14 protein-coding genes and 1 tRNA gene are annotated in these 13180 nt (G+C 49.8%); 3 read left to right on the top strand and 12 right to left on the bottom strand.

The annotated features are described in order from the left end of the window. Positions 1 to 276: 276 nt before the first annotated feature. From D6024_RS08375 to D6024_RS08335, 9 genes are all read right to left on the bottom strand, one after another. The gene (locus D6024_RS08375) at positions 277 to 1443 is read right to left on the bottom strand and encodes a tyrosine-type recombinase/integrase (protein ID WP_121354111.1); all 1167 of its coding nucleotides are present in this window, start codon (positions 1441 to 1443) and stop codon (positions 277 to 279) included. A gap of 134 nt (positions 1444 to 1577) precedes the next feature. Then, positions 1578 to 1865, bottom strand: a complete 288-nt coding sequence (locus tag D6024_RS08370) for a hypothetical protein (protein ID WP_121354110.1) — start codon at positions 1863 to 1865, stop codon at positions 1578 to 1580. 9 nt (positions 1866 to 1874) lie between these two features. Beyond that, positions 1875 to 2138 (bottom strand): helix-turn-helix domain-containing protein, encoded by a 264-nt coding sequence (locus tag D6024_RS08365; RefSeq protein WP_121354174.1) that lies wholly within the window; start codon positions 2136 to 2138, stop codon positions 1875 to 1877. Between the two features lie 19 nt (positions 2139 to 2157). Next, positions 2158 to 3240 carry a hypothetical protein gene (locus D6024_RS08360; RefSeq protein ID WP_121354109.1) on the bottom strand — a complete coding sequence of 361 codons (1083 nt, stop codon included), beginning with the start codon at positions 3238 to 3240 and terminating at the stop codon, positions 2158 to 2160. Continuing rightward, positions 3237 to 4004, bottom strand: a complete 768-nt coding sequence (traN, locus tag D6024_RS08355) for a conjugative transposon protein TraN (RefSeq protein WP_121354108.1) — start codon at positions 4002 to 4004, stop codon at positions 3237 to 3239. Before traN ends, D6024_RS08360 begins: the two co-directional genes overlap by 4 nt. A 28-nt stretch (positions 4005 to 4032) precedes the next feature. After that, positions 4033 to 5274, bottom strand: a complete 1242-nt coding sequence (gene traM / locus D6024_RS08350) for a conjugative transposon protein TraM (RefSeq protein WP_121354107.1) — start codon at positions 5272 to 5274, stop codon at positions 4033 to 4035. Between the two features lie 4 nt (positions 5275 to 5278). Then, positions 5279 to 5743 (bottom strand): hypothetical protein, encoded by a 465-nt coding sequence (locus D6024_RS08345; RefSeq protein ID WP_121354106.1) that lies wholly within the window; start codon positions 5741 to 5743, stop codon positions 5279 to 5281. A gap of 2 nt (positions 5744 to 5745) precedes the next feature. Continuing rightward, positions 5746 to 6363, bottom strand: coding sequence for a conjugative transposon protein TraK (traK, locus tag D6024_RS08340; RefSeq protein ID WP_121354105.1), 618 nt, complete (start codon positions 6361 to 6363; stop codon positions 5746 to 5748). Continuing rightward, positions 6363 to 6962 (bottom strand): hypothetical protein, encoded by a 600-nt coding sequence (locus D6024_RS08335; protein WP_121354104.1) that lies wholly within the window; start codon positions 6960 to 6962, stop codon positions 6363 to 6365. The genes traK and D6024_RS08335 overlap by 1 nt, the downstream gene beginning before the upstream one ends. A gap of 76 nt (positions 6963 to 7038) precedes the next feature. Between D6024_RS08335 and D6024_RS08330 the strand changes: the two genes are divergently transcribed. The 3 genes from D6024_RS08330 to mobC are packed head-to-tail and all read left to right on the top strand — an operon-like array spanning position 7039 to position 10660. Then, positions 7039 to 7431, top strand: coding sequence for a plasmid mobilization protein (locus D6024_RS08330; protein WP_121354103.1), 393 nt, complete (start codon positions 7039 to 7041; stop codon positions 7429 to 7431). Continuing rightward, entirely contained in the window at positions 7416 to 8666 is a 1251-nt protein-coding gene (locus tag D6024_RS08325; protein WP_121354102.1) for a relaxase/mobilization nuclease domain-containing protein, read from the top strand. Before D6024_RS08330 ends, D6024_RS08325 begins: the two co-directional genes overlap by 16 nt. 11 nt (positions 8667 to 8677) lie before the next feature. Further along, positions 8678 to 10660 carry a conjugal transfer protein MobC gene (mobC, locus tag D6024_RS08320; protein ID WP_121354101.1) on the top strand — a complete coding sequence of 661 codons (1983 nt, stop codon included), beginning with the start codon at positions 8678 to 8680 and terminating at the stop codon, positions 10658 to 10660. Positions 10661 to 10726: 66 nt separating this feature from the next. Here the strand turns inward: mobC and D6024_RS08315 are convergent, their stop codons facing one another. From D6024_RS08315 to D6024_RS08305, 3 genes are all read right to left on the bottom strand, one after another. Then, positions 10727 to 11962, bottom strand: a complete 1236-nt coding sequence (locus D6024_RS08315) for a site-specific integrase (RefSeq protein WP_121354100.1) — start codon at positions 11960 to 11962, stop codon at positions 10727 to 10729. A gap of 251 nt (positions 11963 to 12213) precedes the next feature. Continuing rightward, positions 12214 to 12301 (bottom strand) — tRNA-Ser (locus D6024_RS08310). 18 nt (positions 12302 to 12319) lie between these two features. After that, on the bottom strand, positions 12320 to 13096 hold the full coding sequence (locus tag D6024_RS08305) for a TatD family hydrolase (RefSeq protein ID WP_121354099.1): 777 nt from the start codon (positions 13094 to 13096) through the stop codon (positions 12320 to 12322). Between the last annotated feature and the right edge of the window lie 84 nt (positions 13097 to 13180).

Below are 13180 nucleotides of genomic sequence, written 5' to 3'. Positions count from 1 at the left end.
CTGAACCCTGTATTCCCGAAAATGTCGAGGCAATGGAATGAGACAAACAAAGGTGAGAAGAAATAAACCAGAAAGAATGTAAAAAGCTCGCATCAAAGGGAAGGTTGTTTAGTCGCGTATAACACGCTATTATCCGCATGTTTTTTAGCTGCCACAAGTATAGCCATTTTGTTCTTCAATTCACACACTCAGGCACTTGCACTTGCGTTTTTACTGTTTCTACACCCCCCGGTTGACCAGCGAACAGCCGTTTCAGAAACATGCGAAACGCAACCCTCAGTCCCAGGGCAGTTTGTCTAAAGGAGAGCCAATATTACTGATTTTTGGCATCATCACATGCGTGTACCGGAGGGTGGTCTTCAGGCTGTTATGGCCCAGAAAGGATTGTATGTAACGAATATCGGTACCACCTTCCAGCAGGTGTGTTGCATAGCTATGACGAAGGCTGTGAATGGAGCCGCGTTTGTAGATGCCCGCCCGCTTTTTGGCTTCCTTGAGCACCTCCTGTGCACTACGGGTACTGTAGGCCTTTCCACCTTCGCCTTCAAAAAGATAGAAGCCGGGCTTAAATTCTTTGGCATAGTGCCGGAGTGTGTCCAGCAACAGAGGGGAGAGCGGCACCATGCGATCCTTCTTACCCTTGCTCTGCTCCACAAAAAGCAGCATTCGCTTGGAATCAATATCCTGGATCTTTAGACCCACCAGTTCACTGACCCGCAGACCGGCACCGTAGGCAGTCATGAGCAGTGCCCGGTGCTTGAGGTTGGGAGTGCTCCTCACCAGTGCCACCACCTCCTCTTCGGCCAGGATGTGGGGTAGCCGGAGCGGCTTTTTGGGCCGGGGAATGTCATAAAACTCCCGGGCCCGTCCTTCCACCTGCTCAAAGTAAAACTTCAGGGCGTTGATGGCCGTGTGCAGGTGCGCCTCCCTGTAACCTCTTTTCTTCACCAGCCACAAAAGATAAGACTCCAGGTTGGCTTTGGTGAGGGAGGAAACAGCCACATTTCCCAAAAGGCGCAGCAGGCAGTGAAACTCTGTCGAATAGGTTCGAAAGGTGTTTTTGCTGTAGGCCTTGAGCTGGAGGGTTTGTTGAAAGCGGGCGAACGCCGCCAGGTTTTCGGTGTTCAGCGGAAACTCCCGGAGCAGGTAGGCACGTTTGGGGCTGATGGTATCTTTTTTTTCAATGACCGGTTGTATGGCCTTTCGCTGCTCCAGGTACTGCCGCAGCGCAGCGGTGTCCAAATTGGAAGAAGCGGAAAGAGCGGATTTGAGAAGTGTGTAGTGCTCCCTTGTCAGGGGTACGTACCAGCAGCCGTGGGTACGGGTCCAGCGGGCATCTTTCACCCGTTTGACTTTATCGCTTATTTCTTTGTTATAGGCGAAGCGGATCGCAATGATTTCTTTTCCCCGGTGGTAAAGGGGCTCCAGCAAGACGGTAAGCATACGCAAAAAGGTATGCCGGTAAAGATAATTAATAATTTTAATGTGTCATAACATACGCACTACCCGCAAAGAGGGCAGCCGCCTTTGATATGATAGAACCTGCTCAAGGTTTTATAGCACGACACCACAAAACCTTACACCTGTATCAGGAACGAAACGCGGCTGCGTTTTGAAGGATGATACGAGGGCTGGTAACGAATATACCCATAGACGTGCAGGTCCCGGATGCAGCGGTGGTAAGTGGCCAGTCCGCTGATTTTGGCCGCCTCCATGACCTGCCGCCTGTTGATGGGCACCGGGTTTTGAAAATCGTTTTGGTTCCAGCACTGGAACAGCGCCATAAATACAGCTATATGGCTGGGCAGGATGCGGTGATCCTCCCGGATGGCTTCATAAAACCATGTTAGTTCCCTTACCTGCATGCTGATTTGTTAGGCGCCACTTTGCAGCAGCTGTTCAATGTCGTCCAGCCGGTAATAGTGCACGCCACCCAGTTTGGTGGACTTCAGCTTTCCAGCAATGCGCAGCCGTTGTAAGGTGTTGGACGACACTTTCAACAGCCTTCGCACTTCGCTGTTCTTCAACCATTCCCTTGCAGGCTTTGGCTGGCCCTCTGCGATCAATGCCCTGATATCATTGAGCAGCTGCACCCGGAAGGCCTGCAGGTCTTCCCTTGTCACGACTTCTACTGCCATTGCCGCTTGATTTACCGTTTTAATGACCAATGGATTTCTTTGGTTTGCCCGGCCTGGTTTGCCGTGGGCTTTCCACCTGCTGGGCACTTTTCTTTTTTCGCTCCCTGGTGGTCTCCTGCTTCTGTCCCATTCCTTTCTCCTGTGCCTGTTCCCTGCCGGTGTAGAGCTGCAGATCTTCTTTTTGCAATCGCCGGAGCGAACTGTCGTACACGTTTACCGATTTGTACTGCGGATTGGCCTCGACAAACAGTTTTGCCACGGTGCCCTCACCGACAAACGTGACTGCCTGCAGGTTGCCTTTTTCCAGGGAGCGAAGCAGGACTTCTTTCAAGTCCGCTTCCTGCATTTCCCTGATCGGGTATTTGCCGAGGGCATCCTCAAGGTGAAAGCCGTAGTTCTCGTGGAATTGCTTGACTTCATGGTTGCCGCTTTTGTCTTTCTCGGCCAAATCCAATTGCAGCCAGGCACGGTAGGTTTGGCCCTCTCTGTTCGCCAATTCCTTGTGTACAGCCCGGCCTTCCAGCAGGTTAAAGGCCTCCTTTAGCGTAACCCCTTTGCCTTTGTTGACATAGAAGGTCTGGTCCATCACCTCGCCATTGGAGCGCCAGAGGGAGGCCTGGTAAGAATTGAAAAAGTACATCTCACCGGTGTCGGATTTTCGGAAATTCAGCACAGCGGCAAACGACTTTTTGTTCATCTCTGTTTCCAGGTGCAGCTGGAACTGCGGTGCACCTTTTGCCACCTCCGCTTCCAGGCCGGAAGACAGCCTGTCACCAAAACCCAGGTATTTCAGGTTATCTTTCAGGTAGTCCACGTTCTTCTCGTTCATAACGGTTGTGTTTACATTGATAAATAGATCTTTTTCGTAAAGAATTTGTTTGTAGACATCACCCATGTTTTCAGCCCTTATGAGTGTCCAGGCTTCACCCTGCATCCTTTTTGCCTCTACAAATGCTTTTGCGGTTTTTTCCTCCGCAAAACTGTGCAGGTTGCCACGTTCCAGCAAGAACGGTTTGGTAGTATAGGCCATCCAGTGCTCGTTTTTGGCGAAGGCGCCATAGATGTCATTGACCAGCTCATAAGAGATCTCATGGAGGATCATCGCAGGTCCGGCAAGATGACAGCACGGGTAATCGCCTTATTGGTGAGACGAAGACGAAAGTTTCGCCCACCGTTCTTTTCGCCAATCTCGATTGCCAGGAACTGCTGTTCGGGAATGGTAAACCTCGACAAGGCTGCAACGATGCTGGTGCGACTGCCGGCTTTTGCCACGGTGACATTGCCAGCTATTTCCAGGGGCACCAGCTCTCTTTCCTGCACTGCAGTACGTTTAACCTTTTTCTGGTCACAGATAGCAAAGCGCAGGTAGTCGACCGCATAATCAAGACTGCTATTATTGGCCAGCGAGAGCTGGCAAAAGAGAACATCATCTTTTACATACACGCCTGCCACTGCCGCCCTGATCTCCCCTTCTTCTTTTCCCGTGTGATGCAGCAGCGGCGGGTTATCCAGGATCATCGCAGCATAGGCAGCGGGGGAGCCACCCGTTTGCAACGGAAGTCGAAGAGTAAGGATGGTTGGATCAGGATCAAAGCAGACTGTAAACGTATACAGGCTGCCGTCATCCGTCACCACACTGAGGTTGGTTTCCGGAAAGTCGGACTTTGCAGCTTTCAGCAACAGGATATTTTCCGAACTGCTGACTTGCTCTACCAAAATCGCCGGACTGCCACGGTCCACATGCCTCACCGGAAGAGGAAAGACAAGGCTTGACGTCTTTGCGGTCGAAAGACCAATTGAAGGAAGTTGGCCAAAAGAAAGGCCAACCAGGCCAAGCGCACACACCAAACACACAAGTTGCTTCATACCAATTGATTTTTATATGTTGAGAGGACTAAAAAGCATTTTCAACCAGCAGCACCCGGTAGCCGCTTTTTACCTGAACGGCTACCTGCTTTACTTTTTGGGAAAGCAGGCTTTTTACAGCACCGATGCCGGCACTGGTTGCCTGCGACTTTAGCGAAGGGTCAAGCGAAGAAAGCTGGAGCATCTGCGCTGCATTGTCCACCGTTGCTTTGGCAATGTCCCGGGCAATGATTCCCGGGATATAAATTCCCTGAATGCCATCCAGGTCGTATACCGTCAACTTTACGGGAAACAAGGAGCTTCCCTGGCGAATGGACGTGATCTGGATATTCAATCGTTCCGCATTCTGCGAACAGGTACCGGATACCAAACTTCCCTTGGAAATACGGGTGTTTTTTACCACGACGTCAGCAAGAAGACGGAAGGTGATGACAGCACCGTCTACGAGTGTTTGCGACTGGTAAACGGCCGCTTCAATGGCATTTTGCTTTTCTTCCTTCTGTTTGGATGAAAGGCTGTAAAATCCCTGCGGCGCCTCACCTGCAGCGAAAAGACCGGTGTCAAGGCAACTCACGGTTGCTGTTTTGATCAGCGCTTGCAGTGGCAAACGAAGACGATCTTTGGCTTGTTCATTTTCCACTTGTTTGCGCTGCACTCTTTCGGGATGCTGTATATCCAGGATCTTTTCCATCATACCATTGAGTCGGTCCAGTTCCGGATCAGGCTCGCTTTTGGGATCCCCCTTCCCCATCATTGCTGCCAGCCTGTTTATATCCGCAGCCGTGCCCGACCCGTCCTGCACGGGCAGTGCCGACCGCTTTGGCGGTGTAGCGGCGGGCGAGGGATTGGCCAAAGCCTTGTTTAATTCGGCCAGCTTTTGATAAACCCTGGCTTCATTGGGGTCGGTCGCCACTTTCAAACCAGGAGGCGCAGGATTATACAGCTCTCCTGCACTTCGTGAAGAGAGACCTGTTGGTCCGGGAGCCGGTTCCCCAAGACCGTAAAAAGCCATTGCGGCCGTATCCAGGGAAGTGCCGGCTGCCCTTTTCTGTGCTTCATAAAAGCTCAGTTTCGTTTTGTCCTTGTCATCTCCCAGCGCAGGCTGGGGTAACTGGAGATTTAACCCTTCACTTTTCTCCTTGGGGTTGGCATTTTCCCCTAGGCCGCCTCCCATGGCCCAAAACGCCAGGGTTAGCAGCGGTACCACCAGCAGAGGCAGCACCAGGAGTGCCCGCTGTTGTCGCTGAAGATTGGTTAGTTGAACGTTCATCGTTTTAGTTTTTGTGTTGTTCGTAATAGAGGCGCTCAAGTAGGGAGAGGGTATCTAAAATCCCTGGGTACCGCTTGAGCAAACTGTCCAGGTGCACCTTTTCACCAGGTAACCTGGAAAGGCTGTCAAGCGAAAGGCGTAGCCTGTGAATGCGCCGGAATTCCCCTTCAGTCTTCAGAGGCACCTGGACCGGTTTTACGGCCAATGGCATTGCCTTTATCGGCGTAATGTGGAATGGCAGCCCCTTTTCTTTTACGCTACTGGTCAGCACATAGGCACTGGCAGAAACAAACAGGAGACAAAAGACCCCCAGCAACAGCTTTAGCGTTCGCTTAGGAAGGCCGTTAGACCTGTGCTGCAGGTGGTCCGCCAACCAAACCAGTTTCCTGTTAAAACGAACCAGCAGGCTTGTGAACAGTGAGGACGCTGCCTGCCCTTCCCCTTCCTTCTTTTTTCTTTTCCAAAACATGGTTAGCGTTTTTCTGTTTTGATGTCGCGGTTATCGAGGATGCGCCATTTTTCGATCAGGAAGCCATGCGGATTGTTGTCCGAGCGGCTGACCGGCCGCAGGGATCCTTCTGTAATGAGTGAGCGGGTGGTCACCGCACTTGGCCGTGTGATCCGCTGCGTCGCCCAGCAGCGGAAAGAATAGGGTGCAGAAGCAAGATCCACCGAAACGCTATCGACGGTGATTTCCTGGCTCACGTTACCCGTAATAATGCCCGTGTAATAATTGTTTTCCTTCAGGCTCTCGTAAAGGCTTTTTGCCGAACCGTCCGCGAGGTACAGGGCCTTGGTGATCGTGGCTTGAATGGCTTTTTCATCCGGGGCCAGGGTAAAGAACCACTGGTGAAACGTCCGCACATGGTCCCTTGCCTCCACTGGCAGATTTTCGTTGCGGTCACTGGCAAACGCCTCAATGGCCTTGCCCCCTGCCAAGACATAGATGTGTGACTGGAGGTTCTCGGCCAGGTGATAGCTTTTGTAGGTCACAAAACCGGCCATCCCGACGGTGCAGACGATGACGACCAGCGAAAACATCCGCACCTGCTGAAAGGCAGCTTCAATGTTTTTTGCTTTTGGAAACATCACGCTGACCCTCCCGAGATTTTATCCTTTAAATAGTTGCTGACGGCACTTCCGTTGGCCAGGCCCGAATTGATCACAGCAGGCACATTGCCATAGACGTCCCTCACCATTGAGGCACCACCTTGCATCACCGTTTGCGTAGCGGAAGAAGCGGAGGAGCTGAAAACGGTATTGACTTTTTGCAGGAGCGCACCACTACCGCCTGCATGCACGATGTAGTTGGCAACCGATGGCACGGTGAAGTAGCCAACGATCCCAATGATCATGAAAATGAGATAAGCGGTATCGGCTGAAGAAAAGAACGTGTCGCCAGAGGTGCTGACCTGCTGGATGTCCATAGCAATCATCTTTTCCTGCACCTTGCCGATGATGGAGCCAAAGATGTTGGCCACTGGCAGCCAGAGGAAAATATTGACGTAACGGGCAATCCAGGTCGTCAACGTATGGCCAAAGCCATCAAAAACAGCCATCCCAAACGCCAGTGGCCCCAGGATGGCCAGTACGATCAGGTAAAAGGTCCGGATGGTGTTAATACAAAGGGCTGCCGCCATGTACAGGATGTGCAGCACTTCGCTCAGCCATACCAATGTGGCACACATTGAAAACAATGCCCTTCCCTCCGAAGTCGGTTCGGGGGCGAAAACCAGAAGTTAGGAACGTGAAAAAGGATCTGTGATGAAAGCGATAAAACCTGTTCGCGACCGGTGGCTCACTATCCGGCTGAGTAAAGGCGAGGAAAATGCTCTGCTAAAACTTTCCAGGAAAACCACTTGCAGGAGCTTGAGTGAATACGGCAGAAATGTACTGCTCAAAGAGCCTGTAATAGTGTTGTTTCGCAACGGGTCTGCTGATAACTTTTTAGAAGAAATGGTGCTGCTAAAAAAGGAGCTAAACGCCATCGGGAACAACTTCAACCAGGCCGTTCACCGGCTACACACTTTGGACAAAATTCCCGAGATAAAACTCTGGATCCTGATGAGTGAAAGCCAGCGGGTCACCTTGCTGAAGAAGACGGACGAGATCCTTCAAAAGCTCACCCAAATTCACGCCCTGTGGTTGCAAAAATAACAGTGCCTTCGAGCATCAAACGAGTTCTCAATTACAACGAACAAAAGGTTGGGCAAGACAAGGCAAAATGTCTTTTGGCAAGTGGCTTTTTGAAGGAAGCCAAAAACCTTAATTTCTATGAGAAACTGGCTCGGTTTGAAAGCCTTATTCAACTAAACAGCCGGGCAACTACGAACACGGTTCACATCTCGCTCAACTTCGCCGAGGGAGAGCAATTACCGGAAGAAAAGCTCAAGGAAATTGCCACTGCTTATATGGAAAAGATCGGCTTTTCTGCCCAACCATTTCTCGTGTACGAGCACCGAGATGCCGGTCATCCGCACCTGCACCTTGTCGCCACCAACATTCAACGCGATGGCAAACGAATAACCCTGCACAACCTGGGAAAAGGCGCTTCGGAAAAAGCCAGAAAAGAGTTGGAATTACAGTTTGGCCTGGTGAAAGCAGCAGACCAGAAAAATAACAGAGTTGCGGTGGAGCAAAGCTCCCCTGTACAGAAAGCCGTCTACGGAAAACAGCCCACCAAAAGAGCCATCACCAGTGTGCTGGACACCGTTCTACCGCACTACAAGTATGCCTCGCTTCAGGAACTGAATGCAGCGCTCCGGCCCTACAATGTTCTAGCGGACAGAGGCCCTGAAAATAGCGTCATTTACCGGAACCATGGACTGGTTTACCGCATACTCGATGAAAAGGGAAACAAGGTAGGTGTGCCGGTAAAAGCAAGTGCTATCTACAACAGGCCAACACTCTCCTACATGGAAGGGCGGTTCCGGGAAAATGAGGTCCAGAAACAAGCCTACAAAAAGCAGCTGCAATCATCTATTGACTGGGTGATGATCAGACCACCCGGAAGCCTCTCCTCACTGGAAAAAGCATTGCAAAAGGAAAACATATCCCTGGTGATCCGGCAAAATGAAGAGGGCTTTGTCTATGGCCTCACCTACATCGATCAACGCACGCGGTGCGTGTTCAACGGCAGTGATCTGGGAAAGCCCTACAGCGCGAAAGGCGTGCTGGAAAGGTGCGGTATTGCGCAAACCATCAGCAAGGAAGAAAAATCGCAACTAAAACAATCACAAGCACATTCCCAAAAGGTTTCTACCGAACAAAATACAAGGTGGAACAAAGATGTAGCCCTTTCCATTTTAGACCGGCTTTTAAGGCCCGAAGCGCAGCCGATGAATGTACCCGTTGAACTGAAAAGACAGAAACGCAAACGCAGGAAACTCTAAAACCCTGATGTATGCAGACCGGAGAAAACGAACAAGGACTCCGCAAGATCATGGACTTGACAAGACTGATCAGCGTTGTGGTGCTGTTGCTGCACTTTTATTACGAGTGTTATGGCCTTTTTGTCCACTGGCAACTAAGAAGGGAGCTGACAGATAACCTGCTGAAAAATGTAGCAAGGACAGGTCTTTTCCAACCCTTCCTCAAAGCCAAATTGATTGCCTTGCTTTTCCTTGTGATTTCGCTTGTGGGGGTAAGGGGAAGAAAAGATCAGAAAGTGAAGTCCAAAGCGGTCCTAATTTATATTGGCGCAGGCTTGCTGCTTTACTTTGGAAGCGCTGTGGCGTTGCTTCTAAAGGCACCTATTAAGACCATCGCTCTTACTTACATCGGCTCTGCTACTGTGGGCTTTCTTCTGGTACTGACCGGTGGCACGCTGCTCTCCCGGATTATTCAGCAGAAACTAAGCCCAGAGGTGTTCAATGCCGTCAACGAAACCTTTCCTCAGGAGGAGCGATTGTTGCAAAATGAATTCTCCATCAACCTGCCGGCCCGCTACAACCTGAAAGGCAAGTTGCGTCGTAGCTGGATCAATATCATCAATCCTTTTCGTGGCCTGTTGGTGATGGGCACACCCGGCAGCGGCAAAACATATTTTATCATCCGGCATATCATCGACCAACACCTGCAAAAAGGCTTTGCTATGTTCGTGTACGACTTCAAGTTCCCCGATCTCACTGACATAGCTTACAACCACTTCCTCCACTACAAAAATGGGTACCCTGCACCTCCTGCTTTTTACGTCATCAACTTTGATGTCCTGTCCCGCTCTCACCGCTGTAATCCTCTTGCAGTAGAAACAATGCTGGACATCACAGATGCAGCCGAATCCTCGCGCACCATTATGCTGGGGCTGAACCGGGAGTGGATCCAGAAAGGCGGCGACTTTTTCGTTGAGTCACCCATCAACTTTGTCACCGGCCTGATCTGGTTTTTACGCCGGTATAAAGAGGGCAAATATTGCACGCTTCCACACGTCATTGAACTGGCGCAGGTGGGCTATGACAAGCTCTTTTCCATTCTCCGGGCTGAACCCGAGATCGAAGTGCTGATCAACCCCTTTGTCTCCGCTTACCTCAACGATGCCAAAGAACAACTGGAAGGGCAGATTGCCTCGGCCAAGATCAGCCTCTCCCGCCTCTCCTCTCCTTCCCTTTACTGGGTGCTTTCCGGCTCGGATTTCACCTTGGATATCAATAATCCGACTACTCCAAAGGTGGTCTGCATGGGCAGCAATCCCCAGAAATCCGCTACCTATGGCGCCGTCCTCTCACTTTATACAACTGCGTTGACCCGCATGGTCAACAGAAAGAATGGACTAAAATGCAGCCTGCTTTTTGATGAATTTCCAACGCTCTATTTTAACGGTATCGACAGTCTAATTGCTACAGCACGAAGCAACAAAGTTGCAACTACGTTGACCGTACAGGATGCCAGTCAGCTCCGGCTTCACTATGGCAAAGAACAGGCCGACGTAATCTTAAATGTTGTGGGTAATGTTATCAGTGGACAAGTGAGCGGTGACACAGCCAAAAATCTCTCGGAGAAATTTGGCAAAACCATGCAAGACAGACAAAGTATTTCCACCGGCCGCAGTGACACCAGCATCACGGATTCCAAACAGCTGGAAATGGCGGTACCGGTCAGTAAAATATCCTCTCTTTCCAGCGGCGAATTTGTCGGCATAGTGGCTGATAATCCCGACCAAAAAATCGCTCTGAAAACTTTCTGCGCAGAGATCATCAACAACTATAACGAGCTGGCTAAAGAAAGTCGAACGTATCAGGCGTTGCCGCAGGTTGCGGAGGTAAATGAAAATTTAATTAGAGAAAATTTCCGGCAGATTAAAAAAGACATTTTGGATCTGGTACAAACCGAAATCGAACGCATGATGGACACCCCGGAACTCAGTGAAAAGATCATCCGCAAGGAATAAAAAAGACCCATTTCCACTCGCTATCTTCTGTGTGAAAACAGGTCTGCAAATAAAGTACGTGATTATCTATGAGGCTTTTTGATGCACCAGTTTGAGCTTTTGTTTTAGCGCCTGCATATCGTCGCTCACCTTCCGGTCAAGAATCTTTGCATAGTGCTGCGTTGTACGCAGGTTGGTATGGCCCAGCATTTTGGATACACTCTCAATCGGCACTCCATTGCTAAGCGTTATGGTTGTTGCAAATGTATGCCGTGCAATGTGAGAAGTCAGTGGCTTAGTGATGACACACACATCTGCGATTTCCTTCAAATAGGCATTCATCTTCTGATTGCTTGGAACCGGGAGCACCAGCCCTTTCCCTGCACATTTCAGGCAGTCAGCATACCGGTCAATGATTTCCAGTGCAAAAGGCAAAAGCGGAATACGTGAAACTGTATCAGTTTTCCTGCGGTTGGTGAAGATCCACTTTTCGCCATCAAGACCAATGCAAATTTCTGAACGGTGTAGTTTCTTCACGTCAGCGTATGCAAGACCGGTGAAGCAGCAAAAAAGAAAAATATCCCGCACTTGGCTTAGCCGCTCCGCAGAAAATTCCTTATCCCTAATACGCTGCAGTTCGTCCTCTGACAGAAACTCTTTTTCCACCTCCCGCTTGGTCATTTTAAAACTCATGAAAGGGTCTTTTGCGAGCCAGCCGTTGCGGATGCATCGGTTGATTACTTTCCTGAAGTTTCCAAGGTATTTCATCGTTGTATTATGTCCACACCTTCGAACGCTTTTGAACCAGAATTCAAACTCGGTGATGAACTCAAAATCAATACTTCCGATCTCTATATCTGTAAGGCCGTATTTCCATTGCATGAAGGATTTGGTATGTTCCAAGGTCGTTTTGAAACGGGTTAACGTTGCCGGCGCATACTCTTTTCCTATCAGGCTTTTCACCTGCTCATTGTGATAATGGAACTCCTCCATGAGCATCTTTGCTCGTTCTGTTTTTCCCTTCAAAATGTTCTTTAGCAATTCAGCCGTGATCGTTTTGTTGTCTTCCAGCAGTTGACGCCTTGCCTGGTATACTTTGGCTTGCAGCGTGTTCAGGAAAATGTTCAATGCTTTGCTTTCTTCCTTGGTCCCAGCGGCTCTTTGTCCGTGCACATTCCATTTTGCAGGGTCCCACTCCCGGCTTGTGGAAATTTCTTTGGCCGTACCATCAACCGTAATGCGCATGTAAATGGGCATGTTGCCCTTTTGGTAATTCTTTGGCTTTTTCAGGTAAAACAAAAGCCCAAAACTTTTCTCCAACATCGTACTTGTTTTTAGGGGTTAACAATTTACGATCTGCAAGAGTGAAAAAGTGAGCTGTTCAAATTCTGAACTGGTTAAAAATCAACCCATTAGCTCCTGTTCAGTGAGTAAATTCCTGTTGGCTTAACAACTCACGAATTACTCACTAGTTTTTGGCTTTTTTTGGGGTGATTTTGACAACGGAGTAAAACAAAAACACCTGCAATTCAGTTGATTTGCAGGTGTTTGACTTCGTTTGACATTGATTTTTGCGGAGACTGAGGGATTCGAACCCTCGATACCCTTTAGAGGTATACACACTTTCCAGGCGTGCTCCTTCAACCACTCGGACAAGTCTCCTACGGAAGGGTGGCAAAATTAAGGGTTCTCTACCATCCGAAACAGCTTTTTTGCATTGCCCGTCGTAATTTTTGCGATTTCATCCACGCTGGTTGCCAGCAAACCGGCCAGTTTTTCGGCCACCAGCGAAGTGTAGGACGGTTCGTTCCGTTTGCCACGATGGGGAACCGGTGCCAGGTAAGGAGCGTCGGTTTCCAAAATAAGATGCGACAAGCCCACTGCCTGCACCACTTTGTCAAGCCCGGCATTTTTGAATGTTACTACGCCACCGATGCCCAATTGGAATTGGAGTGCCATAAGTTTCCGCCCCTGTTCTTCGTTGCCCGAAAAGCAATGAAAAACACCCCGCAAGCCGGGATACTGGCTCACCACGTCAATGCATTCGTCCGTTGCATTGCGGGAATGGACGGCAATCGGCAGGTTGTACCGGAGTGCCAGTTCTATTTGACGGTGAAAGGCGGCATATTGCTGCCGGGTGAACGTCGTATCCCAGTAAAAATCCAACCCGATCTCGCCAATGGCAGCAAACGGCCGCTGCTGCAGGTAGTCTTCAACTATGGCTATTTCGTTCTCAAAGTCTTCCTTGACCGAACAGGGATGCAGCCCGATCATGCTGCGGCATGCGGGGTAATCCTGTTCTGTGCGCAGCATGGCTTCGTGCGTGGACGAATCAATGGCGGGTAAATAAATGGCTTTCACGCCGGCGGCTTCTGCCCGCTTCACGATGCTTTCGCGGTCGGCATCGAATTCGGGCAGGTAAATATGTGCATGGGTATCGATTAATACGGCTTGCATCCCCCAAAGCTGCCAAAAAAATTTAAAATTGCTTTAAACCTGCTTATTTTAAACCCTTCTTACGAGCGCACTAAAACAATGGTT

The sequence above is a fragment of the Flavisolibacter nicotianae genome (assembly GCF_003628535.1).
GTDB lineage: Bacteria > Bacteroidota > Bacteroidia > Chitinophagales > Chitinophagaceae > Flavisolibacter > Flavisolibacter nicotianae.
Note: the sequence above shows the minus strand (reverse complement) of the source record. Positions and strands in the feature narration are given on the sequence as shown.